This window comes from Vulcanisaeta distributa JCM 11216, assembly GCF_001315985.1.
GTDB lineage: Archaea > Thermoproteota > Thermoprotei > Thermoproteales > Thermocladiaceae > Vulcanisaeta > Vulcanisaeta distributa_E.
In genome coordinates, this window is the sequence record NZ_BBBI01000013.1 from 22160 (window position 1) to 45678 (window position 23519).

Here is a 23519-nt window from a genome sequence, read left to right on the forward strand (position 1 = left end):
ATGCTTGTCCATACGAAGGATTACATTGACTATGTAAAGAGGGCGAGTATAAATGGTGTTGGTTACTTGGATTACGGCGATACACCGGCCTTTAGGGGAATTCATGAGGCGGCGGCCATTAGGGTTGGCGGTACATTACTCGTAACAGAGCTCGTTAACGGGGGTAAGTACGTTCACGGCTTCAACCCAGGCGGTGGATTCCACCACGCAAAGCCCAGCGAGGCTGCGGGCTTTTGTGTGTATAATGATATAGCGATCGCCGTTAAGTGGCTTAGGAAGCACGGTATTGGGCGCGTGGCTGTGGTTGATGTCGATGTTCACCATGCTGATGGTACGCAAGTAATCTTTAACAGTGAGGATGTGCTCTTAGTATCGACACATGGTTATGACGGTCAATTCTACCCAGGTACTGGCTGGATTGATGAGGATGGCATTGGCGCAGGCAAGGGTCTTAAGGTGAACATACCATTACCGCCGCACACGGGTGATGACGTATACTCCATGGTTATTGACGAGATAATAAGGCCAATACTTGACAGATACTCACCTGAGTTTCTTATTCTCCAATTTGGGGGGGTTGACGCACATACAGGTGATGAGCTGGGGGGGATTCTTGATTTAACCACGGAGTCTTACCTTAAGGTCCTCGGTACCATTCATGAGATGGCCCATAAGCATGCCGGCGGTAGGTTAGTCCTGACAGGTGGTGGGGGCTATAATATCTGGAACACGGTTAAGACTTGGTTCCTTGCCACGGTATTTCTCACGGACCCAAATAGGCTTGGTCAGTTCTCGAATTACTTTGACCAAGAGCCCACAAGGACTCCAGGCCGTTATTATGAAGAGGCATTATACATAATTGACGCAGTAAAGCAAAGATTTGGCTTATGAAACTACTCAATATGCGATACCCTCTTTGTCTGGAAGGACCTTATCTTAATTATGATCCTGTACCCACAGTATGGGCAATGAACACCGGGTGTTATCATATCCTCAAGTGAGAATACCCTACCGCACCTGAGGCACATGTACATCTTTCGACCGGCAACCTCACCAGTGGTCTCTTCACCAACCTCTCCACTCAATGTACTAGCTGGTTCCCTCTCACCACCCTCCTCAAAGAATTCCTCACTCACGCCGTATTGATGAAGCAGACCCCTTAAATTTGTTTTGCATTATTCTCTGAACCCTATCCTCGGCGTTGATTCTACTCAGGACTGGCAATACTCCCGTGGCCACGAAGCCCTGCCACGACCTATCACCAGCAGCCATCAACTCCCTAATCCTCGTACCACTATAAACCTCCTTATTAAAGAATGGCGTATTAAGGACTTTAATGCCGCCGTACTCAAGACATAACTTCGTAAACTCATCGTTTGTGTAGCTATGTCGAATGATGGACATTGCTCACGAACATAGGCATGCCATAACGCCGAGTCACCCCCCCTTGTGTCAGGTACTGCGCAGTACATGACCTTCTCGATTAGGTTCAACTCCCTGAGCATTGAAACAAGCATCTCAATCCTCTCTCCAACAGTGAACGGATTCCTAGGCGTAAACGACTCATTCGCTGACCCAATGGCAATAACCAACTCATCATGCCTACTCAATATCCACTTAATTACTTCCTCATGCCCTCTATGCAACGGTTGAAACCTCCCAACAAACAATGCCCTAACCATACAGCGCCAGTTAATGAGGGGGGGTTATTTTATCTATTTCCTAAATGATTATACTTAATAAGCATAAGGAGCAGTAATAATTATATGGTTAGTATTAAGGAGACCGAGGTCGTGCTCATCGAGGCCGTCCAACCCTTCGACATTAACTCACTAGGTAATTTATTCGGTGGCCGAATGCTCGAGTGGATGGCCAACATAGGAACAGTAGCCGCCACCCGATTCTCAAGGGGGGGTCCAGCCGTCCTCGCATACCTAGACAGACACTTCTTCATAAGACCCGTCAGGCTTGGCGAATTCGTAATACTCAAGGCTAGGGTTGAGTATGCCGGTAAATCATCCATGGAAGTCCGTATTGAAGCCTCGAAGGAAAGCCCAGGTGGTAAGCAGGAATTAGTGACGATGGCCACGGCATCCTACGTGGCTGTTGATGAATATGGCGTCCCAAGGCCCATAAATAACGTACTTGAGCCCACTAATGAGGAGAGGCAAGTCTACGAGGAGGCCAGGAAAAGATATGAGGAGAGGAAGATAAAGATTGAGGATAGGAAACTTAGGAGATTTGACCTTACAGACCCAACTAAGGGACTTAGGTGGCGCGTTGAGTCTAGTCGCTGGGCCACTCCGTCGGATGCCTTCATCGGTAACCTAGTGTCTGGCGGTAGGTTATTGGCCTGGCTCGACGAGATAGCCGGCCTACTCGCGGCCAGGTACTCAGGTGGTGCCGCAGTGACGGGTTCCGTGGATGAGACAGCCTTCTACGCGCCAATTAGGGTTGGGGGGGATATAGTCACGATTAGGGCTGGGATTACCTACGTTGGTAAGGCATCAATGGAGATAATGCTCGATGTAATTGCCGAGGGAGCTTATGGCCAGGCTAGGCATGTGTGCACGGCATACTATACGTACATTCACGTCGACAGTAGTGGAAGGCCGGCGCTATTCCCGAGTACGTGCCCAGCAATGACTATGAAAGGAAGTTGTTCATGGAGGGCGAGAAAAGAAGGCAGGTTAGGGATGAGGAGTTGGCGAAGATTAAGAGGATGTGGACGAGCCCTGGGCCTTAGTGCCCACCTTCTTCTCCTTATACTGAGTCACTATTGATCTAACCCTATCGGTTAACCCGCTCGTGTGGCTCTCGCTCTCTATCAACTTTATTATCCTGGCAATAAATGTTTCATCCCCTGGATCTTTACACCTAATCCAAACCCTACCATTCTGGCCGACAGTCACGTCGCAGTCAAGCTCCTCACTGAATATGCCAACCATTGAGCCCCCCCTCCTACCGATCACCCTAGCCACCTTACTCGCATCAATCTCAACCAGCGTCCCACCCTCAATCCTACCAAGCCTAGCCTCCTTAAGGGTCAATGTCACTGGGTAATCCTTGGTTAGGTTGAAGTCCACAATCCTGGCGAGTACAATATCCCCCCCAATGCCCAATAGGCTTTTTAAATCAACAGTCGTTAAATCAACAGGCTTAAGAGTGGCCTCTTGAACAGGTAGGTATGCCGAGTATGGGGATTTAATGTCGATAACCCACCCAGTGAGTCCAATATCAACCACGTAACCAATAACCACATCCCCCCCAACCCTCGGATTATAAATACCACTAAGTGGTATGACCTCCACATCCCTCTCACCCCCCTGATGTTTATGAGCCCAACAACCGCCGAGTAGGCAATATTACCATCCCAGTAAACACCGCCACTGACGTTGTAATCCCTAGTGGCCACGGCATCCCCCCCAGGCAATACGATCTGCCTATCACTTACGTACAGAGGCATAATTAAGATAATCCTGTGGGTTCCCTATTTTATTTTTAATCCCAAGCCAGTGCTATGATGTGGAGACTATCTTAACATCGCCAGAACCGTGGGTTAATTCATTAACCTTGGCGATTATCGTGTCCTGAAGCCCAGCGGGAACCTCAAGTTGCATCACCAACGAGCCATCACCCTCAAACCTCTCCTTAACCACCCTACCCATCCTCGCCAGTGTATTCCTAACCTTATGGGCATGCTCAGCGGGGGCCCTAATCTCGAGGACACTAACGGCCACCTTAAGAGGCAAAACCCTCTGGAGAGCCTTTATTATGGCATTAACCTGCTCCTCCACGGGCTTAAACGGGTCTATGGCGACATCGACCTGCTGCATGGCGGCCTCAACCCTCTGCGGAGGTACTGGGGGGGTCCTAGTTCTCGTGTCTATGCAATTCCTACTAATCCAATCAATTATCTGCTTCCTCTTCTGCTCAATGAGCCTCCTCCTCTGCTCAGCCGTGAGTGGTAACTCGCCATTCTTGACAATGAACTCAGCCACCTTCCTGGGGGGGTCCGTAGTCTTGAAAACCCTCATTAACGACTCCTCACTCGCCCTGAGACCCTTCCTGGCGTCCTTATATATGGTGTCCGTTATCAAGACCTTATCAATGCTAACAGACTTACCAAGCCTTAGGTCAAGGGCTGCGTCTGGGTCAACGAGTATCTCGAAGACGTAGCCATCCTTCTCATACCTGGCAATCACATAATTCCTCCTACTCATATTTATCTAGCCCTATGCAGGGGGGGAATTTTTAATTCTTCCACAACATGGCCTACGGAGCCCTCCACCTGGCAACCCTCAGGGTAAGCAATGTACCGACAATACACCAGGCGGCGCTGGAGATGTATGCAATGCCTATCTGCAATGCGGAATAATGCGTCACACCGACGGCGTTTTGTATAACCATGGCGGTGGCCGAGGTCGGCACCAAATACGCAACCCACCAGGCGCTGCCTAAGTACGTGGCCGGGTAATAAACAGGGGGGGTAGTACGCCGAGCACGAGCGTTAGTAGGCTGACGACGGCCCAGGTATACCTAATGTATGTGAATAGAGTCGATGTGTAGAAGGCTATGGAGGAAGTAGCGTACCAAAGGAGCACTAACGAAGCCGTAATCTCCAGGATACCCAACAAATCAATTGTCGTCTTAAGCGCCATTAATACTGTGAATAAGACAATGCCGGGCAGTGTAAATATGACCTCACTGAGTGCGAGGCCTATGGCGTAAGCCAGCGGGCTGGTTGGCGTAGCCACAATCATCTGCTGGAACTTAAGTTCAAGCCTGTAATAGGCGGCGTCGCCGATTAGGGCCGTGCCGCTTGATAGCATTGTCCAGACGAGACCGCCGATTATGCCCATGACCATGCCAATGCCCCCGGTAAAGCACTGTGAGCAGTATTAACAGGGAAATAGGCGTTGCCAGGGTGGATACGGTCCAAAGCGGCGACCTAAGTATCGGCAGTAACCCATTAAGCCAGGCAAGCACCAGGACAGCCCTTAATTGATGTCTCAAACCACCCTCAACTTTCCTCATTCTCCTCACCCAGGACCTTACAGTCACGAGCACGTAGTGCTCCAGGGACTTGGGCGAGACCCTAATGGCGCCATCCCCAACCTCATCGAGGGAATCTACGAAGGAGAAGCATGAAGAACCAACCCGAATACACGATCCATTACTCATGGATGCTGGGTACTCAACAACATACTTACCAGGCAGTTTATTAACGAGTTCGCTAGGCCTGCCACGCGATACTATCAAGCCACTATCTATCAGGAAAACCATGTCCGATATTTGCTCGGCCTCCTCAATATAATGGGTCGTTAGAAATATCGAAGCCCCACTATTACTATACCGCCGCAGTGAATTCCAAACAACGCGCCTAGACGCTGCGTCAAGCCCCCCCACCGTTGGCTCGTCAAGAAACACGACCTCGGCATTCGAGGCAAGTACGGCGGCGACCAGGACCCTCCTAGTCATGCCACCGGACAATTGATAAATGGGCGTGTTCCTAAGGTCCCACAGGCCAAGCTCCTCAAGTGAATCCCTCACGGCCTTTCTCGCGTCATTCCTGGGTAAGCCACGAAGCAGTAAGTATGAGTAAACAAATTCGTGAGGGGGGGTCATGTAGGATATGGGCCTAGCGTCCTGCGGAATCACGGCAATCCTACGCCTAACCTCAGAGGCTTGACTAACGACGTTGAAACCAGCGACGTAGGCCTCGCCACCATGAGGCATTAACTCGGTCGTTAATATCCTAATGAGTGTTGTTTTACCGGCACCGTTTGGGCCCAGCAATGTGGCTATCACGCCATAGCCAACGTCGAGGTCTATACCCCCCCTTAAAACCTCCCTGGCCCCCCCGAACCTCCTTATTAATCCCCCCCTAACCATTATTGCCTGCATTTACATGGCTTGTTGAGGGACCTCAAATTTAAAAAGGGTTCTATGCATATGCCGTTTGAATGGGCGATCCAAGGAAGCAAGGAAGAAGTACCTGGGCGGTAAGCCAAGGAGGCTTTGGAATAGGCAGTTGCTTGAGGAGGAGCTTAGGCTAATTGGCGAGTATGGCCTCAGGAATAAGAGGGAGCTTTGGCTTGCAAGGACGATACTCAGGGAAATAAAGCATAGGGCTAGGTCACTATTGTCAATGCCCGCCGAGCAGAGGGCTAGGTTGGAGGCCGAGTTTAAGGCGAGGCTGTTTAAGGCCGGTTTCATACCGGAGCAGGACATACCACTCGACGCCGTGCTATCGCTAGATGTTAGGGCAATACTGGATAGGAGGCTCCAGACAATGGTCTATAGGAAGGGCCTGGCGAAGACTATCTACGAAGCGAGGCAATTGGTGACTCATGGCCACATAGCGGTTGATGGTAGGGTCGTTAGGTCACCAGGTTACTTAGTGCCTAGGGAGCTTGAGGAGAGGGTGACCTACGCAATGACAAGCCCAATACTAAAGAGATTACTGGCACAGCCACAGCAGGAGGCGCAGCAGGCTCAAAGCCAATCAACCTAAGGAAGGTTTTTATTCAAGTTCATAGACTACACACCGTGGATACATCATTAATCCTAGGCATCATTGGACCCATAGTCACCATAGTCACGATTTTGGGTACGACACTTTACTGGCTCGGCGGCAAGTTTAGGGAGATTGACATGAGGTTCCAGCAGATAGATGAAAGGTTCAAGCAAATCGACAGAAGGTTCGAGGAAATAGATAAGAGATTCGAAAAAATTGACGAGAGATTCGACAAGTTAGAAAAGGACCTGAAGAGTTATGTTGATATGAGGATTAATGAGTTGAGGAATTACGTTGATGAGAGGTTTAATCAGGTTAATACGAGGATTAGTAGATTGGCTGAGGCATATAGTGATTACCAGGAGTTCTTCGTTGAGTACCTCACTGCCGAGGGCTTGTTGAAGGCTGAGAAGGCCGCAATGCTCCGTAATGAGGCTAGGAGGGTCATGAGACTCGCGGTTTCAGGCAACCCGTTGAGTAAGGAGGAGTGGGATAGGATTAAGGAGCTTCTTGATAAGGATGAGTTAACGCTTGAGGAGGCCCTTGAACTCCGCGAACTGGCTAGGAAGGTGGTTAGGGAGTACGGGGGGGAGTACCCAGAGGCCTGGAAGCTTCATATATACGCAAGTATAATGGTTGGTGAAGCCATTAGGAGACAGTCGCAGCAGCAACAGGGGGGGCAGAAGGAGCAGGAGAAACAAAGGCAGTGCTGATACACCAATTTTAGTGCTAATAAAGCAGTGCTCCTCTCTTCTTCCTAACCAACCTGCCGGTGCCTGGATCAACCACTAGGTTTAACGTCTCCAGGGTCGTCTGCCCAATGAGGACCTTATCCAAGCCATCAATTATCATCACAGGCACGACCTTCCTACGACCCTCAACCTCTATTAACGCGGCACTCGCCACATACTCAACCTCACCCCTGGCGGTCTCAGCAACATCCCTATAGAACATGGGTAACCTTAACTCATCGGCTAATTCCCTGGGCACCGCCGTATCCGTAGCGCCAGTATCGACCAAGGCATTCACATCCTTAATTACGGAGCCGTCTAGCGAACCAATCCTAGCCCTAACCCAGACCTCACCCATGGCCATTTAAACACATTGAATTAGTTAAAAAATAAGTTTTAATCCCACCTAAAAGACCCTAACGGCATTCCTCAGGAACCACACATACGGCGGCTTATCCCTATCCCTGGCACTAACGACTTTAACATCGAATAGGTACGCCAAGTCACCAAGCCTATCCTCGATCTCCTCTATTACCCTGACCTTAACATCCAATGGGTCCCCCCCCTATCAATCACCAGTATGATATCCACGTCGCTCGAGCCCGTGACCCTACCCGTCACCACGGAGACAAAGACGTAGCACTCAACGCCGTACTTCCTGAGTATCGGTGAAACCTCGCTAATCAATGATCTCCAATCCTGAGCAGCCTAATCCTCCTCATAGGCTCCATAACCTCCTCACCAACACCACCTCCTAACTGATTAGCCACCAGGCCAGCAACGACCTAATGTTGCGCGTCCCTGGCGGCTCAACCCCCCCGAGCTTTATGAGTAATGCCTTAATTGATAATTGAGCAGCTATCTCAGCATTAACCGACGCGGCGGTGTAAAACCCTCTCAAAGGATACCCTGGCAGCCACTATGTACTCCTCAGCCCTCCTCATGAAGTCCTCCGCAACGTCAAGGCTTATGAAATTAGCAAGGCATTTCTTCCCCCCCATTCAGGGTAATAAACCTACTGATGCAGGGCTAAGAGCAGCACACCCGCCCTCTCTAGCTTACCCGTGGTTGGGTCTACCCTCAGGCCGAAGGTCTCCAACGTGGTTACCCCCCCAATGAGCACTTGCTCAACCTCATCGCTAATTAAAACCACGTTAGTCCCCCCCTCCTCACCCATCAACCTAATAACTGCCACACTCTCCTCAAGCATTGCCTCACCTCTCGCGGTCACCACCCTAACGCGCCTACCGGTGCTGGCAATGCCAAGCTCCTCAGCGGTCCTCTTGGGGATTACTGTGTACGTGGCGCCTGTATCCACAAGCGCCCTGAACTTACTAACTCCCTTACTGCTGATTACCTCAACATCCATGTATACACGCCCCACAATTAACTTAGAGCCATTGCTCATTAATATGGATTTCGGAAGACTTAAGTATTGGGGGGGTGATACTTAGTATCGGGGGGGTGATACTTGCTCTTCAGTACTGAGCCAAAGACCTCACTAAGCGAGCTCTTTGATAGGGAGGTCGAGATAGAGAGGTTTAGGAGCGGCCTTAATGAGCGGTTGGTCCTCGTGCTTGGGATTAGGAGGGTTGGTAAGTCAAGCCTCGTGCTCTCGGTACTCAACTCCCTGGGCATTGACTACGTATTCATCGACGTTAGGAAGCTCTATGACAATGTCTCGAGGAAGGTGCCTACGGAAAGAATATACAACGAGTTGAAGTCGTCGCTGAGCAGGCTTAGCTTTTGGGAGAGGATTAAGGGAGTAATTAATGAAATCGACGTATCCCTCGGACCCATTAGGTTTAGACTTGGCTCTTCGAGGATTAGGGATGGGATTGCGAAGATCCTTGAGGCAGTAAATAGTGCCGGTAGGCGCGTTGTGCTTGTCTTCGACGAGGCCCAGTACCTTAGGTACTCAACGACCGGCCTCAGACCATTACTGGCGTATGCCTATGATTACCTAAGGAACATAACCCTCGTACTCACGGGCAGCGAGGTTGGTCTCTTACACGACTTCCTGGGGGGGCTTGACGACCCATCATCGGAGCTCTACGGTAGGTACTACTTCGTCATTGAACTTAAGCCATTTAATAGGGAGAGATCCATTGAATTCCTAAGGAGGGGGGGTTCAGGGAGTTGGACATTAACGTGGATGATAGGGTAATCGAGAGGGCAGTCGATGAACTGGGCGGTATTGCGGGTTGGCTCGTTTACTTTGGCAGGCTTTACCCCCGAGAAGGGTGAGGACGCAATCAACGAGGTTAAGGAGATCGGCGCCAACCTAGTTAGGACTGAGCTTGAGGAGTTATTCTCAAGGAGTCAGTACTACCGGTACATAATGGAGGCCGTTGCCGTGCTCGGCAGGGCCCGGTGGAGCGACATCATGAGGTACCTAATGGCTAGGGCGGGTGGGAGACCAACCAACGCAACACTGTCCCGGGACCTAAGCAACCTGGTTAAGATGGGTTTCCTCGCCAAGGATGGTGATTGGTACAGTATCCTGGATCCAATAATTAGGTATGCCGTGCTTAAGACGAGGTAGTTAATTACGGCATCCACAGTTTTTCATAAATATTCTCCCGCTTACCTATAATGATCACCCTTATGATGCGTTGCGTATGGTTTATTTAGTAGATTATCCCGTAATCACCCAACCCTAGCTCGGCATAATCCCCTGAGCGTTCCCTTAGGCTCCTTCTCGCAAATTGGGTTGTTGGCTAGTTCATTAATCCTCTATAGGATCCCATCACGCACATCATTAGGGAGATTCCTCAATGACCTCTCTGCCTCTCGCGAAAACTCCACCCTGTAATTATTCATTGCTTAATCACGTCCTCCTCCCTCAATGTTTCATATGTCTCGTCACTGATTAGTAGGTCTAGCGTGTCTATGTACGCGTCAAGCTCCTCCGCATATGCCCTAGACCACTGGGCGAGTGCGTTAAGGTTTTCCCTCCTGAACTCCCTAACAATGCCCAGCACCGCGGTTGTTGCTGAGTACCACGCGAATATTGTAGCCATTAGGTAGGCCGACGTTTCACCAACCTCATTAAGCGCTCGTTTGTTAATCCTGTCCATGAGGCCATCAAACCCATACTTAACCACGTTATTTATGACCCATTGGTCATGCTCAATGAGTATGGATAATGCGTAGACGAGGTCCTCGGCACGTGAGTAATTAGTTGCCCTAATCAACCTAGCCAATTCCCTACCAAGCGCCAACTCGACTCTGCTAAAGTCATTAATGCTGATCCTTCCCAAACCAATATTGCCGGATACGTGCTGGGTTAGCTTGATTATTGGGTTTATGATCTTAACCGTAAATGTCGAGAGATTTGTCAGGAATGCGTTGCTGAGGTTGTCGGTATTCAAGACTGTACGAACCCCCCCATTATCTAACGCATCCCTAAAGGCACTCAGGGTATTATCTATTAAATCCCTTGGTATGCCCAGGGCAGTCACGTAATCAATGGGCTGCTCAACAACTAATGCCGCAGCTCCACCAAGCCCCCCCACAGGCCTTGGAATCAAGTACTGCTGCAATACAGCCAGCGCCTCCACATTAGTTTCTGCTTAATTTCTCTTAAAAATCATTCTCGGCCTAGGCCAATGCAGTCATTGTAGTGCCTTATTAATTGAGTTGGTAGTACTTTATCGATGAGGGACAGGGGTTCGCTATCGACAATACTTGCCGGAGCATTAGTACTAATTGCCCTACTCATGGGTATTGGCATCACCGTTGAGGTTATGTCCACGGTAATAACCCTGGAGAACCTAGCCGCTAATCACGTGAACACGGTGGGCAGGGCAGCCGCCACGTACAGCGGCTTAATAACGCAGGGAGTGCATTAATAAGCACCAAGGGCCCTGTGACGGTGATCGGCGCCGTGACGCCAAGTGGCTTTGAGACAGTTAACCTAACGACTTATGAATATGTAAACAACGGCACAGAGCCCGAGCTACTACTAACCAATGTTGGGCCTGTGATGCTCGACCCAACGCAACCAGTTACGAATAACCCAGCCCCCCCAGTCACTGACCCAATTAGCTACTACCTATACCACTGGGTCTCCGCGGTAGTAACCACGGGGCAGAACCAACAAAGCCAGTACACGGGAGTCATAATAACACTGGGCAATAACTACTACCTACTACACATAGACCCCCCCAACTACATAGTCGGCCCATTAAACAGCTTAAACACATACGTAACCAAGGACTACGGCATTGGGCAATGGGGGGGCTGCCAAGTATTATATGGGGGGGCATGGGTGTCGGTGGTTCATGGACCACATGCCCAGCGCCACCACCTGGGCCAATAAGCACGGCCGTGTATAACGGGTACTGGCCCCAGGTAACAATTAACCCCATTAATGACACGGCAATAGGCATAGACATAACGTTCCTAAACGGCACGGGCTTCATCAGGCAACCACAGTACTTCACCCTTTACGTACTAAGCCAGGACAGCGCGGCTTGGCTAAGCCCAACATGCCAGGGAACACACATAACAACCCAGATATCCAACCCAAACCCACCATACAACCCACTACCAGCGCCGAATAACTGCACCTTCGACATGACCTGGATACAATACCCAAACCAACAGGGTATTGCATGTTACAACCACGGCTGGACTTGGTGCGTGCTGCCACAGCCAGTAACCTACAGCATCGTGATCAATATGAACAAGCAATTACCCAGTAAGTACTACCTGGTAATGGTAATTACTTACCCACAGGGATACCCAAGCCAATGGTTTATATGGAACATCACAGGCACGACGCAGAACTACCCAGTATGGCTCGATGCACCGGGTCAACCAGCATTAATTGAAACACCGAGCTAATCCATAATCAATCAATTCTTCAATAAAAACGCAAACAACTATATATTAACCACGGCATTATAAATATTATATTTATTTGTTTCACGAAACGAGGCAGTTCCACGAGGCAGTTCAACGGCCTTTCCAAACGAGTCCCTTATAAACCCAGCCATGCAATGGAGTGCGATGACCAGGTCCAAAACCAATTGGACACTACCTAAACTAATAATACCAGTAGTAACTCTACTAGTAATAATAGGAGTAGTTGCTGGGCTGGGACACCCAGCCCTAGCGCAAACAACGTATGGACTACGGACCAGTATCAGTACCACTACCGCCAAAGACCTACACCTACACCCTGTACTGGAACCTAACAGACGCAAGGCTCGAGTACGGAGCAACACCATCATGTTCAGCCTGCTACACCAATCTAATTAATTACATGGCTCCCTGGTACTTCACCGCAGGCAAGTCCTTCACAATATACATAACCAACGCAAGCGACGTCTACTACTGGAACGGGCAACAATTCGTACTATACTCATTAAGCCCGGCTGTAATGACGGCCACGGCTACGGCTAACGCAACGGGCGGCGTCACCTGGACCGTGAGCACAACACTAACTGGCGGAGTAACACCAAGCCAGGTCTATGCCAACTGGACAATAGCAATAGTCCTAAACGGCTACGGAGGGGCCAATTGGCTAGTATTCAACGTAACATCAGTATTCATGGACCTACAGGACCTAATGATGAACCTAACAAAAGTGAGCACCAGCAGTTACATACCGTGTCGCCATCAATAGCAAAGAACTTAATACCAGCGGTCACAACCACAGTAACATACACACTACCAAACAGCACTACTACATATACTGCATATGCATACCCACTCTTTAGGCCGGTCTACGGCGGAACTCCGACAAGCTACTACGTCGTGCTTCCAGACCTCTACTTCTTCTTCCTATACGTTGGTGCAACCACAAGCACATCAACAATATATCCATTACCATCAGCACCACAGCTAGAGGCATCAGTAACCCTGGGCACTGGCGTAACGGTCTTTGGACCAACCACCTCCAACAGCACGGTATCGGGAGCCAGCCAAGCCATCTATGGCACTGGCAAATCATACACAGGCTTCGGCCCAATCTACTACGTAACAAATGAATTCAGCGGCCTCAACTCAGCAGACCACAATTACCCAAGCGTCACTGCCCAGCCAATAACAATAACAGTGAGTGAGGTCTACCCAAGCGGCCAATCAGTAACACTATTCAACTACACGACAGCGAACACGAATAATTACACCACACCGGAGTCATTCAATGTAGCCCAAGCCTACACCTGGAGCTACACCGGAGGCACTCCAGCAGTAATTAGTCTATCAGCGCTATGCAACGCGGCAGGCGTTGACCCAGCACTACTCGTTGGAGTCCCTGTTGTTGAGTTCTACCTTGGTAATGTCACTGACCTGAAGGGTAACCTAATAATTGGTAATGCCACGTACATACCCAACCCAATACTTGCGGAGAAGCTATACGTTAAGTGGTTGCTCGCAACGACGCCGACGGCTACCGTAGTCAGTGAGAATTACCTGCGCTACTACGAATCAACACCAGCCCTACTACCCGTGGGCTACTTCAGCGGCACTGGGCCTGGAGCACCGACCCCCCCGCAAACCACTGGATTCCCAACTCCAGAGCTCTACATATTCTATGAGAACCAGCCAGTGTTTACGGCCTCGATATCTATTTCAAGTGGGTCAACGGTAACTCAGGTAACTGTGAATAACATAACCGTGGCCTTAATGCCCGTCTTCATAAACATAACCCAGTATGCATCCGGAGTTGCTGCGGCTAATCAGTTACCGCTAAGTCCAAACATAGTGCCGTACCTGACGATTTACTACACCTTCTCAACAACGCCTGTGATAAGCCCAACGCCATCAGCAGGTGCGGTCCAGGGTATGCTATACTACGAGGAACAGGTGTGGACCAACGAGACAACCTATGGAACCTACTTCCCGGCCGCAATAGGTCAGTTCCCACCGTTTGAGGAGTCGTCAATATCCGGCGTGCTTGTAACACCTGAGGTTGATTGGTTCGTGGCGCCGCTACTCACGGGTAAAATAACCGTCTCAGGAACTGGGTCAGTTAGCCCATCAATAACAGTAACCTCACAGCAGGTCTACTACTACACCTTCTGGCTGCAGTACAATGGCATGACCGTGGGCTACGGAATATTCGAACTTGGTTACCAGCCGGGCAGCATCTACAATGAGCAGTACAAGATGGCAACACCAGAGATGCCAATATTAGACGTGTACCCAGTCAGTGAGAGTAACACGACATTACTGTCCTTCTATGACAACGCCACCGAGCTCGCCGTAATGACACCGACCGGCGTAATGCCAAGTGGCAGCATAGTCTTTGCCAACGTGACTGTGGAGAGGGCCTTCATAGCAGCCACATACACCGTCTATAACGTGCAGTTCCTCAATCTATGCAATGATACTATAACCGCCGGTACGGTCTACGTGAGTGAGTTAACGCCAAGTGGTGCAACGGTCTCATTACCGCCGGTGCAGTTGAGTTCTGGGGGCCTATATCATGAAGATTACGGCACCAATGGCTCTGCAGATATCCTCAGTATCGGGCGCACCATACATAGTGACCGCATCGCCAAAGTTCAACTTCACGTTGAACTTCTACGGCTACATAATGCCGAGTGTAGGCTATACCACGAGGCAGCCCGAGTATAACTATGTGCTGACACCAGGAATTATTAATGTGATTTACTTCCCACTAATTGACATAAACATACAAATACTGAGCCAGACAACACCGCAGTACCCACTGTGGGGGGGCTTCGCAGTCAGCGTCTACAACTACAATGGAACATTCGAGATGTGGCATGCAATAACCAACTCGAGCGGTCTCGTGTACGTAATGAACGTGCCACTCAACGCCAGTTACATACAGCCGCAGGGCAAGGCATACGTGATGCTTAAGGTGAGGACGATAAGCCCAGCCACGGACAGCGCCTACTCGTACGCCCAAGTATCATATGAGTACGGACAGACCTACGAGAACTACACAAATGCAATGAATATACCAAGTGGGTACTACGCATACACGCTGGGTACTAGGGGGGGTCCATTTGATGAGGACTTGGTAATTTACTACCAGCAGTTCTCAGTGCCTGTAACAACGACATGCGGCCAGGTGTTTAATGTCACGGTGCCCGTGGAGACATTGAACATATACGTAACTGACCTGAAGGGCAACGTACTGAGCAGCCAGCCAGTCTACCCATGTGCCACGCCGAGTTACTGCCCAAGCTTCTACTACAACGTGACCCTAGTGCTTGCCGACCAGTACAGCCCATACGACCTAGCCAGCCAGTGGGCAGCATCAACGCCGGCCTTCACATTCTATAACAACCTAACTGACTTCAGGGTTGTTGGGCAGACCTGGATGCAGCCTATCTACAAGGCATTAGAGAGTGAGTTCGAGTCGTTAATGAATACCGCCACTTATGAGTACCAGTACGAGAACCTAAGCTTACCGCTATACGCAATGTGGTACACTGGTAACTACAGCTACTACATACTAGCAGCATTACTGGCCAACTACAGCACTGCATCGCCGTACGCAGTGTTCAGCTTCCCATCAATAGTGCCTCATGAGGGCACCGTATTCGTGAGACTATTCATGCCAGGACAGGTATTCCCAATGAAGGTCTACTACCTAGGGCAGGAGGTATTCAACAACCTAGTCCCAGTGCCACAGCCCAACGAGATTGCCGTGGTGACACCAAACGGGCAGGTGCAATACGTGACAAGCTATACTGTTTATGAGGGCGGTATTGGCAGTCTCAGTACCGCCAGGCAGCATAGTCATTGAGACCAGCGTCTACCCAGTCACCTTCAACATAACCAGCAAGAGCGGACTATACCCAGTGGGCAACACCTACCTAGGCCTAACATTCACTGACGTGCTCTACAGGGAGTACGTAATGCCAGGAACAACGCTGGGCACGTCGACGGCCCAGCAGTACATAAGCAACATACTATATCCATTTAGTAACGCAATCTTAGCTAATTCAATGGGTTATAGCTCGGGAATACTAACGCCGAGTGAGATTTACGCGATAATGAATAATGGCACGTACGCAATAGTCGAGACTTACGGCGCGACAACGATGGACTATAACCCGAGGACGGTTTTAGGCTATGAGCCGGTTAACAACTACTACTCAATGGCTGGCTACGTACTGCCAGACCTAATGGGCTTCTTCGTCAACTCCAGCAGCCCGACAACGGGCCTAACGCCGCTATACATGACGAGTATATTCCCGAACGTATTCAAGCCAGCACCATCTATCGTGGTCTTCAACCTAACAATGGGTATACCGACATACTCAACAATACTTGGCACGACAGCGACTGCCTACCCCCCCAACGACACGCTACTATACGCACCAAGCGCATCCTACAGCGAGTATAGGCTATTGATTAACGAGACACTGCTGCCGCCAACCTACGTATCGCTCAATGGAACGAGTGGACAACCATCAGCAACGCTGCTAGAAACAATATATCCAACAACTTATGCTGCCGAGATTTCACAGCAGTACTATTCAGTGATTAACTTCACGTATGTAATCCCATCATACGTGTACCCAGCAAGCTATAGGCTGTGGGAGGCCTACATAAACGCCACTGGTATGTCATCAATAACCAACGCCACAATAGGCATATACGCAGCCAACGCCACTGGTTGGTACTTCGTATACAGCGTTAATGAGACATCACTATTCCAGGAGGCAATGACAAGGACAATACCGCTATACCTACCACTGAATGTGGCCGAGATAGAGAGTACAGTAGAGGGTGCCAATGCCATTGCAGTAGTGCTATATGTCTACGGCAGTGGCTCACTGTACATATTACCACCGGCGGCGGCTGCTGATCACGTGCACGTGCAGTACCCAGTACTAAGCACTGGATTCGGCGGTACAGTCGAAGAATACACATCAGCTAATCTATACGTGAATTCCACAGGCACAGGCACAATGACGATAACGTACTCATACCCAGTTCCCAACACTGAGTGGTACCCATACTTCGGAAGCCCACTGACAGTTGTAATACCAGTACCAAGCAGTGGTGAGGCTGTTTTCGACCTACCATGGTGGGCACCAACCACCGGTGCCTACGGCACGAGGATAGCCAGGTTCTGGGTCATGGGCGCATCAAGCGGTAGCTACCTAGTAACGCCGAACATTGGTTATGGAAGCATAACCGCAGTAATAACACCAGGCCAGTACACGCCAACGGCGCCATCACCACTGCCTGAGCTAGCCATAAGCAGCTATGTGCTATTGAACTACATAACGCCTGAGCAGGGAGCATCGACGGTCTACACTGGTGAGATACCGCCAGGCACAGTATCAAGCAGCGGCTCACTGTACATGACTGCGATCGGCGCTGGTACAGGCGGTACATCAGCACCAATGCTAATGTACGATACGCTATTCCCAGAGAACCTGTGGAACGTGACAATGAGTACTATGCCGGCCAATGGTGTGTACAACATTAGGACGATTGCCCTGGAGAGCGTTGACATATACAACAACGCCTCATTCCCAATATTCGTGACTGGCTTCACATACTCATCAGCAGGAAGCAGCTACCCACTGAGTGTACCAACACTGAGATTGCCCCCCCAGGAACAATTGCGGAGATACCTGCCCAGTACATCTATGGTAGTAGCTATGAGTTCTCATCAACATGGTGCGACCTAGGCAACTACACACCATACATACCAGACCTATCAGCAGTCTTCTACTACACACCACCCAACGCCACCTTCTACCTAGCCAACGGCACGCCATTACCATTCACTGTGTACCCGAACGGCACAGTCGCCATTGGAACCCACACCTACAGCATAAGCCAACTGGAGGTACCGCTACAGTCACCAAGCATTAACTTCACAACGCTGTATGCAGCAGTGAGTTGGATAACGTGAATACCACGGCGACAGTACCGCAGTACCCAACCACAACGCCACCATTCGGCGAGTACTACTACAGCTACTCAAGTTCGATAGTTGGTGCTCAGGCAATATACTATGACCACGAGGCATACCCGGTCAATGGCAAATGGGACATCGCTGGTTATGTAGGTGTTCCATCAATACCGAACCTACTACCAAGTGCGAGCAGCGATACTGAGGCTAAGATGGTGTTCACATACCCAACAATACCACTGGCCGCAATTGAGGACTGGGACGGTAGGCCACTGCCCAACCAGATGGTCGTTGAGTACGGAATGGGCACAACACCGGTGCTCTGCGCAGGCACTGCACCGGTTGCCATTGACTTCAGCGGCGTTAATGGGCAGTTACTGCAACCACTACCTGCCGGTAATAGGACCGTGGTGTACTGGTACGACAGTTGCCTACTGTACACAATAACTGGCGGCGCTTACCCATTCATTAACGTATACGACACAAGCATACAAAGCGATGTGAATAATTTAGGTAACCCAGTCTTACAGGCGGCTGTTGAAACCCACGTGGTGCCGGCCACAATATACCTAAAGAGCGCCACAGGCACTGGAATACCCGGCGCCCTAGTTGTCGTGTTTGACCAGCCAACAATGGGCAATGAGTTCCTAGGCTTCAACATAACAGGCACTGACGGCTCAATAACACCCGTTGACTACAGGATATACCCACCAGCCACGAGCCAGCTACCACCAACCAACTACTACGTAGTCGTGTACTACAACGCCACTGGTGCACCACTGACGTGGCAGGAGATACAGCAGGCAGTAAGCAGTGGAGAGCCGCTTTACCTAGTGCCCGTGTTTGAGAACACATTCAGTATACAGAGGACCGTGACGGCCACAGAGGCCATCGAGTCCTTCACACTAAGCAACATACTGACCACGGCGAACATAGTCGTTGTACTATCGAGCTTCGGCCCAGCGCCAGGCGTTACCCTGAGCTACAGCGTATCCGAGCCCGAGTGCCCAGTGACCATATCAACAATATCAACACCAGCCACAATCGTTGGTTATACATACACAGTATCGCCATTGGTGCCATCGCCAAGTACATGCACAATGACCACGGCAATCAAGCCCACGATGGCTACAACGAATGCGCAGGGACAAGTGTCGACCAGCACGTTCGTGGTGCCAATATCACCATTCACAGCCCAGGTAACTGTAACGGTACAATCATGGAAGGGCATACCGCTGGGCTACACCTACACCTACTACGTAACGAGCAGCAACGCATCAACACCAATACAAGTGTCAATACCTGCCGTTGAACTAACAGTGACTCCCGTTAGCGCCAGCGGTGCACCACTGGGCACTGAGCTACGGTGAATGTAACGTGCCAGACACCGAGTGGTCCAGTTACAGTGGCTAGCGGCGTTGGTCAGCAGAACGTTGCAATACCAATACCGAGCAGCGGATCAATAACATGCACAGTAACTGGCTATAGCTATGGAAAGAGCGCGAGCACCACGGTGACGCTAACGAGCAGCCAGGCCGGGCAGACAATGACGCAGACACTGAAGATACCAGTGAGTGGGTACTACATACCGGGCGTGGGCTTTGTGCCCGTGAGCACGCTGATACTGCTGGCTGTGGTGATAATAATAGTGGTGATACTGATAGTGATACTGCTGATTGAGTACAGCAACTGGAGGAGGAGGAGACTAGCCGGCTTGCTGGGTCCGCCGAAGTAAGGGCCTTAAATACATAAGCCGCCTTAAAATCAACCCTTTCCCTTCAAATCTTTTCTTTTTCCTTTCCTTCTCCTTCCTCCCCCCCAGAACCAACAACCTTATATTCCAGTCCCGTGAGTTAAGTAGTAGTGGGTAAGGCAGATAAGGTCAATAGGGATGAACTGCTCAGGCTTCTCAGGGAGGATGAGGAGCTTAGGCTAGCCGTGATGGGGCTTCTGGGTATTACTGACATTCAATCATCCCTTAGGCAGTTAATAAACGCCATTAATAAACTTGCGGAGGCCCAGACAAGGTCTGTCAATGCGATGCAGGGTATTGCCGAGGGTGAGGCCAGGATTACGGAGATGCTTGGTAAGGTCACTGACATGTTGGCTAAGATAAATGAGATGATTATGGACCTGGCGGAGACCCTGAGTAGGACCATCGACATGGTTGATAGGCTTGCCAAGGGCCAGGAGGGGGGCTCGGCAACGCCATTAGGCAATTAGCGACGTACAGAGGATCACTTGGGAAGCCGTTAAGCAGTTAATTGATGGTGAGGGCAAGGTACTCGACCTACTCAAGCAATCCCTCGACTCCCAAGGGAGACTTTGGCAGGAGGTTAAGAACCTGCAGGAGCAGGTCAAGGCACTCCAGGAGGGCCAGAACAACGTGTTAGCCGAGATAAGGAGGTTAGCTGAGAACCAGGCCGGCCTATTGCAGGAGGTTAGGAGACTTGTTGAGGGTCAGGAGGCCCTTAGGATTGACGTGAACAAGCTTTGGGAGGAGAACAACAAAATATGGCGGGAGCTTAATGAATTGAAGGCAGTTCAAACAAAAATGCTTGAGGATAACAACAAGCTTTGGGAAGAGGTGAAGGCGCTTAGGGAGGGTCAGGAGAGACTTTGGGAGGAAGTTAAATCGCTCCGTGAGGGTTATGAGGCGATTAGGACTGATGTTAATAGGTTGTGGGAGGAGAATAATAAGCTGTGGCAGGAAACAAAGGCCTTAAGGGAGGGTCAGGAGAAGTTATGGCAGGAGGTTAGGGCTTTGAGGGAGGACCAGAACAGGCTTTGGCAGGAGAACAAGAGGATCAACGAAAACATAGAGAGACTTTGGCGGGAAGTTGATGCACTAAGGGAGGTGCAGAACAAGCTCCTTGAGGAGAACAATAGAATTTGGCAGGAAATCAAGGCGTTACGTGAAAGCCAGGACAGGCTTTGGGAGAGGTATGATAGGCTTGATAGGAAGTTATCGGCGATTGGCGCCAGGTGGGGCGTGCTTAGCGAGGACGCCTTCAGGAGGGCTGTCGAGGAACTGCTCAGCGGGGGGGCTGGTTATAGGGTTGAGAAGTGGAGTTACAATGACACTGAGGGCTACGTATTCGGCTACCCAAGCGTCGTTGACCTTGACATAGTGGTTAGGGATGACAAGGCCTTCGCCGTGGAGATAAAGTCCTCGGTGAGTAGGGGGGGCGATGTCATGGCGTTTAGGCGCATTACTGAGTCTACGAGAGGGCCACGGGCAGGAAACTAGACGCCAGGTACCTAGTGACCTACTTCATTGGGGGGGAGAGGGATGAGAAGGCAGTGATTGAACTCGCAAACTCCCTGGGGGGGATAAGGATCATAGAGCCTGAGGAATTGACGATACAGTGAGCGTGGTTTTCATGAAGGCTTAGAAGAACCCTCTTACTGAATAAGTACTTCAGCGAATTCAGGGATGCGCGTATTGATAGGGGGGGCCTTGAGGAGGAGGCGTTTAGGAGGAGAAGCTACCATTAATACTCGAGAGACTCAGCAACTTGCAGCGTTGGTAATCCAGGGCAGGTGGGCATTGAGGAGTTGAGGATTAGGTTAAGGCCCGTGTTCGAGAGGCATGACGTTAAGTACGCGTTCCTATTCGGCTCGAGAGCCAGGGCTGGGGGGGTGGGTAGGGACTACGACATCGCCGTTTCAGCAAGCCTCAGGAGCGCCCTGGAGCTCGGTGGGTTAATAGTGGACATAGCCGAGGCGCTGGGCGTCACCGAGGACCCAATCGACGTAGTACACCTAGAGAGCGTGGGTGCCTCAATCCTCTACTCAGTGATTAGTGTGGCGTGGTGATCTACGGTAATGAGGACGAGGCCATGAACTACCTATGGAGGAGGTACCTGGAGTTCCTGGACATCAACGAGTACGTAAACCACCCAGAAAGGCGCGCAGGCACCTAACAGAGCCAACACCACAGACCGAGGTCTCAACAAACTAATGACCAACCAGAACACCAAGCCACTGGATAATGAGGACTAGAACAGAACCCAGAATTAATCAACAGTCAAACCCAGAAATACCCAAGAACACCACCAAGCAATTAATGATTAGTACCAATCACCAGGACAATAAACCCAGCAAAACCATGAACAGGAACAAGGACCTCACACTGGCGAGGAATTCACGATAGTTAACACGGCATAGGGAGGTCATTGAGCTGCCCTGGCTGGTTAGGTTGGTTTTTCTTCCTTGGTTGTTTTTAGAAATTTCTAACGTGGTGGGCAAATACGCAATTACTCATGACGGGCCGTGCTCTGTTGGGACTTTGGTTATTGTACTTGGTCCCTGTTTCCCGGTCTCGTGCCTTGTCGTTCAGCGTGTTGGGTGTTTCCTTTTTGGTTCTCATTGCGTTAGTTCCTTTAGCGTTCTCCTCATGGCTTCCTTGTGGAGCGGGCTTTGCCAGGCTATGTACTTGCCGATTCCTAGTTTTGGGTCTTTCCCTGGTGGTGGTTCGTCGATCCATAGGTATTCGTGTCTCTCGGGTATGTCGTCAATTATTAGGTTTAATTCAACGAGCCTGTCCATGAGGGGGCATTCTCTCACTGGTGAATAATGTGTCTGGGTCCTCGATGGCGTCCAGGAGCCAAGCCCTCTCATCGCCCGAGAGGGATGATACAAACGCCCTCAACCTCTTCCTACTAATCACATCATTAACCACCTTCTCAATATTCCAACCAGCCTCGTATAACTGACCCAATAGTTTCGGGTTTCCACCAGTTATTCTCCAGACCTCATTGAATTCCGGCTTATCTCCGGGTATCTGCTCATAAAGTTGCCTAAATCCCTCCCTAGACATGTTCCACATCGCCAGTAAATCAGCCCACCTATGCCTACCGATCTCGCGCCTCGAAACACCCTCGCTGGTGGCTGCTATCGTGATTATCCTCTCGTACATATCTGGTGGGTACTCAATTAGGTTCAGTAGGGCCTTAACGTACAGCGCGGACTCCCTGACCCCCCCAATCGCCTGGAATGCATCATCAACGATGATCGCCACCTTGCCCCTAGTTGCCTTTATTAGGTCGTAGGCCACGTTGTAGGCTATCCAGGCGATTCTGGCTAGTTCGTTTTGTGCAATAGCTCCTTAATCAGCTTAAGAAACTCCTCCCTAAGGTCGTTAATACCAATCTCCGCGAGAGCAAGCCTATTAACCGGGTTCACATAAACAACCTCAAACCCCCAAATCCCTAAGCAACTCCACGGACTGTAGGAGCCAAGCCGTCTTACCACAACCCTCAGGCCCATAAACCACCCTGAACCACACCCATCCCACGCCCGGCCCAATACTCAATAAGCCTGAGGGCTTGTTCCCTATCCGTGAACCCAACCTGCAGGTCCGGGGCCAGATTCAGCCTAATCCTCCTCACGTCAATCC

At 50.4% G+C, this 23519-nt stretch carries 32 protein-coding genes and 1 pseudogene; 18 read left to right on the top strand and 15 right to left on the bottom strand.

Annotated elements, in window-relative coordinates:
• Complete coding sequence (locus JCM11216_RS10335; protein ID WP_243676027.1) at window positions 1-891, top strand: acetoin utilization protein AcuC; 891 nt, start codon at window positions 1-3, stop codon at window positions 889-891.
• 2 nt (window positions 892-893) lie between these two features.
• On the opposite strand, the gene JCM11216_RS10340 is transcribed toward JCM11216_RS10335, so the two are convergent.
• From JCM11216_RS10340 to JCM11216_RS10345, 3 genes are all read right to left on the bottom strand, one after another.
• Complete coding sequence (locus tag JCM11216_RS10340; RefSeq protein ID WP_048057262.1) at window positions 894-1034, bottom strand: DNA-directed RNA polymerase subunit P; 141 nt, start codon at window positions 1032-1034, stop codon at window positions 894-896.
• Window positions 1035-1128: 94 nt separating this feature from the next.
• Window positions 1129-1272, bottom strand: a complete 144-nt coding sequence (locus JCM11216_RS18970) for a hypothetical protein (protein WP_243676028.1) — start codon at window positions 1270-1272, stop codon at window positions 1129-1131.
• Window positions 1272-1682, bottom strand: a complete 411-nt coding sequence (locus JCM11216_RS10345; RefSeq protein ID WP_243676029.1) for an adenylyltransferase/cytidyltransferase family protein — start codon at window positions 1680-1682, stop codon at window positions 1272-1274. Before JCM11216_RS10345 ends, JCM11216_RS18970 begins: the two co-directional genes overlap by 1 nt.
• Window positions 1683-1766: 84 nt before the next feature.
• Between JCM11216_RS10345 and JCM11216_RS10350 the strand changes: the two genes are divergently transcribed.
• Window positions 1767-2783, top strand: coding sequence for an acyl-CoA thioesterase (locus JCM11216_RS10350; RefSeq protein ID WP_243676030.1), 1017 nt, complete (start codon window positions 1767-1769; stop codon window positions 2781-2783).
• Here JCM11216_RS10350 and rrp4 read toward each other — a convergent pair.
• The 5 genes from rrp4 to JCM11216_RS10370 form a co-directional block, all read right to left on the bottom strand.
• On the bottom strand, window positions 2715-3311 hold the full coding sequence (rrp4, locus tag JCM11216_RS10355; RefSeq protein WP_243676031.1) for an exosome complex RNA-binding protein Rrp4: 597 nt from the start codon (window positions 3309-3311) through the stop codon (window positions 2715-2717). The two genes, JCM11216_RS10350 and rrp4, sit on opposite strands and share 69 nt — an antisense overlap.
• 207 nt (window positions 3312-3518) lie before the next feature.
• Window positions 3519-4223: a ribosome assembly factor SBDS gene (locus tag JCM11216_RS10360; RefSeq protein WP_054854146.1), complete on the bottom strand. Its 705-nt coding sequence runs from the start codon at window positions 4221-4223 to the stop codon at window positions 3519-3521.
• 52 nt (window positions 4224-4275) lie between these two features.
• Window positions 4276-4431, bottom strand: coding sequence for a hypothetical protein (locus JCM11216_RS18975; RefSeq protein ID WP_243676032.1), 156 nt, complete (start codon window positions 4429-4431; stop codon window positions 4276-4278).
• A 26-nt stretch (window positions 4432-4457) separates the two neighbouring features.
• Window positions 4458-4862, bottom strand: coding sequence for a hypothetical protein (locus tag JCM11216_RS18980; protein ID WP_243676033.1), 405 nt, complete (start codon window positions 4860-4862; stop codon window positions 4458-4460).
• The gene (locus JCM11216_RS10370) at window positions 4780-5907 is read right to left on the bottom strand and encodes an ABC transporter ATP-binding protein (RefSeq protein WP_243676034.1); all 1128 of its coding nucleotides are present in this window, start codon (window positions 5905-5907) and stop codon (window positions 4780-4782) included. Before JCM11216_RS10370 ends, JCM11216_RS18980 begins: the two co-directional genes overlap by 83 nt.
• Before the next feature lie 55 nt (window positions 5908-5962).
• Between JCM11216_RS10370 and JCM11216_RS10375 the strand changes: the two genes are divergently transcribed.
• Window positions 5963-6517, top strand: coding sequence for a 30S ribosomal protein S4 (locus tag JCM11216_RS10375; RefSeq protein ID WP_054854147.1), 555 nt, complete (start codon window positions 5963-5965; stop codon window positions 6515-6517).
• A gap of 35 nt (window positions 6518-6552) precedes the next feature.
• Window positions 6553-7233 carry a hypothetical protein gene (locus JCM11216_RS10380; RefSeq protein ID WP_054854148.1) on the top strand — a complete coding sequence of 227 codons (681 nt, stop codon included), beginning with the start codon at window positions 6553-6555 and terminating at the stop codon, window positions 7231-7233.
• Window positions 7234-7249: 16 nt separating this feature from the next.
• Here JCM11216_RS10380 and JCM11216_RS10385 read toward each other — a convergent pair whose 3' ends face one another.
• From JCM11216_RS10385 to JCM11216_RS10395, 5 genes are all read right to left on the bottom strand, one after another.
• On the bottom strand, window positions 7250-7609 hold the full coding sequence (locus JCM11216_RS10385; RefSeq protein ID WP_054854172.1) for a retroviral-like aspartic protease family protein: 360 nt from the start codon (window positions 7607-7609) through the stop codon (window positions 7250-7252).
• A 48-nt stretch (window positions 7610-7657) separates the two neighbouring features.
• A complete protein-coding gene (locus JCM11216_RS18985) occupies window positions 7658-7804 on the bottom strand; it encodes a hypothetical protein (protein ID WP_243676035.1) in 147 nt (48 codons plus the stop codon).
• The gene (locus JCM11216_RS18990) at window positions 7783-7938 is read right to left on the bottom strand and encodes a hypothetical protein (protein ID WP_243676036.1); all 156 of its coding nucleotides are present in this window, start codon (window positions 7936-7938) and stop codon (window positions 7783-7785) included. The genes JCM11216_RS18985 and JCM11216_RS18990 overlap by 22 nt, the downstream gene beginning before the upstream one ends.
• A gap of 67 nt (window positions 7939-8005) precedes the next feature.
• Complete coding sequence (locus JCM11216_RS18995) at window positions 8006-8152, bottom strand: HEPN domain-containing protein (RefSeq protein WP_243676037.1); 147 nt, start codon at window positions 8150-8152, stop codon at window positions 8006-8008.
• A gap of 114 nt (window positions 8153-8266) precedes the next feature.
• Window positions 8267-8620 carry an aspartyl protease family protein gene (locus JCM11216_RS10395; protein ID WP_054854173.1) on the bottom strand — a complete coding sequence of 118 codons (354 nt, stop codon included), beginning with the start codon at window positions 8618-8620 and terminating at the stop codon, window positions 8267-8269.
• A gap of 102 nt (window positions 8621-8722) precedes the next feature.
• On the opposite strand from JCM11216_RS10395, the gene JCM11216_RS19000 reads away from it, so the two are divergent.
• Window positions 8723-9418 (top strand): ATP-binding protein, encoded by a 696-nt coding sequence (locus JCM11216_RS19000; RefSeq protein WP_243676038.1) that lies wholly within the window; start codon window positions 8723-8725, stop codon window positions 9416-9418.
• A gap of 51 nt (window positions 9419-9469) precedes the next feature.
• Window positions 9470-9796 (top strand): hypothetical protein, encoded by a 327-nt coding sequence (locus tag JCM11216_RS19005; protein WP_243676039.1) that lies wholly within the window; start codon window positions 9470-9472, stop codon window positions 9794-9796.
• Window positions 9797-10070: 274 nt separating this feature from the next.
• On the opposite strand, the gene JCM11216_RS10405 is transcribed toward JCM11216_RS19005, so the two are convergent.
• Entirely contained in the window at window positions 10071-10814 is a 744-nt protein-coding gene (locus JCM11216_RS10405; RefSeq protein ID WP_054854149.1) for a hypothetical protein, read from the bottom strand.
• Between the two features lie 96 nt (window positions 10815-10910).
• Here JCM11216_RS10405 and JCM11216_RS10410 point away from each other — a divergent pair, with 96 nt between their 5' ends.
• From JCM11216_RS10410 to JCM11216_RS19010, 12 genes are all read left to right on the top strand, one after another.
• Window positions 10911-11105 (top strand): hypothetical protein, encoded by a 195-nt coding sequence (locus JCM11216_RS10410; protein ID WP_054854150.1) that lies wholly within the window; start codon window positions 10911-10913, stop codon window positions 11103-11105.
• Window positions 11106-11122: 17 nt separating this feature from the next.
• Complete coding sequence (locus JCM11216_RS10415) at window positions 11123-11575, top strand: hypothetical protein (RefSeq protein WP_243676040.1); 453 nt, start codon at window positions 11123-11125, stop codon at window positions 11573-11575.
• Window positions 11521-12102 (top strand): hypothetical protein, encoded by a 582-nt coding sequence (locus tag JCM11216_RS10420; RefSeq protein WP_243676041.1) that lies wholly within the window; start codon window positions 11521-11523, stop codon window positions 12100-12102. Before JCM11216_RS10415 ends, JCM11216_RS10420 begins: the two co-directional genes overlap by 55 nt.
• 283 nt (window positions 12103-12385) lie before the next feature.
• Window positions 12386-12886 (top strand): hypothetical protein, encoded by a 501-nt coding sequence (locus JCM11216_RS10425; protein ID WP_054854153.1) that lies wholly within the window; start codon window positions 12386-12388, stop codon window positions 12884-12886.
• Window positions 12871-14844, top strand: a complete 1974-nt coding sequence (locus JCM11216_RS10430) for a hypothetical protein (RefSeq protein ID WP_054854154.1) — start codon at window positions 12871-12873, stop codon at window positions 14842-14844. The genes JCM11216_RS10425 and JCM11216_RS10430 overlap by 16 nt, the downstream gene beginning before the upstream one ends.
• A 1094-nt stretch (window positions 14845-15938) precedes the next feature.
• Window positions 15939-17891, top strand: coding sequence for a hypothetical protein (locus JCM11216_RS10440; protein ID WP_054854156.1), 1953 nt, complete (start codon window positions 15939-15941; stop codon window positions 17889-17891).
• A 214-nt stretch (window positions 17892-18105) separates the two neighbouring features.
• The gene (locus JCM11216_RS10445; RefSeq protein ID WP_054854157.1) at window positions 18106-19488 is read left to right on the top strand and encodes a hypothetical protein; all 1383 of its coding nucleotides are present in this window, start codon (window positions 18106-18108) and stop codon (window positions 19486-19488) included.
• A complete protein-coding gene (locus JCM11216_RS10450; RefSeq protein ID WP_054854158.1) occupies window positions 19485-19853 on the top strand; it encodes a hypothetical protein in 369 nt (122 codons plus the stop codon). Before JCM11216_RS10445 ends, JCM11216_RS10450 begins: the two co-directional genes overlap by 4 nt.
• Window positions 19854-19981: 128 nt before the next feature.
• Window positions 19982-20341: a hypothetical protein gene (locus tag JCM11216_RS10455; protein WP_054854159.1), complete on the top strand. Its 360-nt coding sequence runs from the start codon at window positions 19982-19984 to the stop codon at window positions 20339-20341.
• 163 nt (window positions 20342-20504) lie between these two features.
• Window positions 20505-21368, top strand: a complete 864-nt coding sequence (locus JCM11216_RS10460; protein ID WP_054854160.1) for a DUF3782 domain-containing protein — start codon at window positions 20505-20507, stop codon at window positions 21366-21368.
• Between the two features lie 293 nt (window positions 21369-21661).
• Window positions 21662-21937 carry a nucleotidyltransferase domain-containing protein gene (locus JCM11216_RS10465; protein ID WP_054854161.1) on the top strand — a complete coding sequence of 92 codons (276 nt, stop codon included), beginning with the start codon at window positions 21662-21664 and terminating at the stop codon, window positions 21935-21937.
• Window positions 21938-22112: 175 nt separating this feature from the next.
• Entirely contained in the window at window positions 22113-22274 is a 162-nt protein-coding gene (locus JCM11216_RS19010) for a hypothetical protein (protein WP_243676042.1), read from the top strand.
• A gap of 212 nt (window positions 22275-22486) precedes the next feature.
• Here JCM11216_RS19010 and JCM11216_RS10470 read toward each other — a convergent pair.
• Window positions 22487-23511, bottom strand: a pseudogene (locus JCM11216_RS10470) (ATP-binding protein).
• Window positions 23512-23519 lie beyond the last annotated feature (8 nt).